Below are 1,441 nucleotides of genomic sequence, written 5' to 3'. Positions count from 1 at the left end.
GGGAGTGTAAAATGAAGTGTGTAAGTTACCGGTAACCAATTTACTAACTTACGCACTTCATTTTTTTGTCGAGGTGCGGTACACTATCAGAAAGCAGGTTGAAAGGAATTGAGTACAGCACTGATGAAGAAACGTAGAAACCCGAGTGAGAAAGGCCAGGCAATCGCCAAGCTCATCATGGAACAATACCAGCCGAAGACGCAGGAAGACATGCAGATAGCGCTGAAGGACGTGTTCGGTCCTATCTTCGAAGCTATGCTGCAGGGCGAGATAGATAACCATCTCGGGTATAGCTCCAATGATCATAGCAAGAAGGAAACCTCCAACCGTCGGAATGGCTATACGGAGAAAACCATCCAGACTTCGGTCGGCGAGGTCCCCATCCGCGTCCCACGGGACCGCGAATCTACCTTCGAGCCCCAGGTAGTCCCCAAACGCACCAAGGATGTCACAGGGATCGAGAGCAAGGTACTGGCCATGTATGCACGCGGCATGAGCCAGCGGGATATTGCCAAGACGATTGATGACATCTATGGATTCGAGCTGTCCGCAGAGAGCATCTCGAACATCACAGACCGAGTGATGGACGAAGTCCAGCATTGGCAGACACGTCCTCTGAACCCCTTCTACCCCTTCTTGTTCGTAGACTGCCTGTACGTCTCTGTACGCAAGGATTATGAGACCAAGAACCACGCTGTCTACGTCATCCTCGGCTATGACATCAATGGCTCGAAGGATGTCCTGGGCCTTTGGATGAACGAGACGGAGGGCAAACATAACTGGATGCAGATATTCGATGAGCTGAAGGCCCGTGGCGTTGAAGATGTCGGATTCATCTGCATGGATGGTGTCTCCGGTTTGGAAGAGGGAGCAAAGTCCATCTTCCCCCAGGTGGTCGTGCAGCGCTGCATCGTCCATCTGATCCGCAACTCCATCAAGTACATCCCATCCAAGGATTACAAGGCCTACACGACCCAGCTCAGGAAGGTCTATGGAGCCGTGAACCTGAAGAGTGCTGAGGCCGAATTCGAGCGGTTCAAGCAGGCCTGGAGCCAGTACCCCGGTGCGGTAGAAACATGGAAGCGGAACTGGCAGCATGTCCAGCAACTATTCAACTATGGCAGTGCCGTAAGGAAGGTGATGTATACCACCAATGCGATAGAGAGCGTGAATTCCAGCTTCCGAAAAGTCACCAAGAAGGGCTCGTTCTCCAGCGAGGAATCTGTCTTCAAGGTTCTCTATCTCAGGGTAAAGGAACTCTATGCCAAGTGGGAAGGGCATCATATCCAGAACTGGGCGATGGTCAGAAACCAGTTGGCTATGGATGATAAGCTGCAAGCTCGTATCCTGAAATACGAGAAATTTTAAAGCCAGCAATCACTGGTAACGCATCTTCTTTTATGATACCTAAAAAAACTTACACACTTAACTTGACAAACCC

The 1,441-nt window shown here is 50.7% G+C and carries 1 protein-coding gene; it reads left to right on the top strand.

Annotation, left to right across the window (positions count from 1 at the left end; translation table 11 throughout):
* Positions 1 to 123 precede the first annotated feature (123 nt).
* Positions 124 to 1,368: an IS256 family transposase gene (locus tag BLR11_RS13870; protein ID WP_083615847.1), complete on the top strand. Its 1,245-nt coding sequence runs from the start codon at positions 124 to 126 to the stop codon at positions 1,366 to 1,368.
* Positions 1,369 to 1,441 lie beyond the last annotated feature (73 nt).

It is taken from the genome of Megasphaera paucivorans, from assembly GCF_900103535.1.
Lineage (GTDB): Bacteria > Bacillota > Negativicutes > Veillonellales > Megasphaeraceae > Megasphaera_A > Megasphaera_A paucivorans.
This window is presented reverse-complemented; position numbering and strand designations above follow the sequence as displayed.

Excerpts from the sequence above, each read along its gene's own strand:
- BLR11_RS13870 (WP_083615847.1), top strand. The coding sequence starts at position 124 with ATGAAGAAACGTAGAAACCCGAGTGAGAAAGGCCAGGCAATCGCCAAG.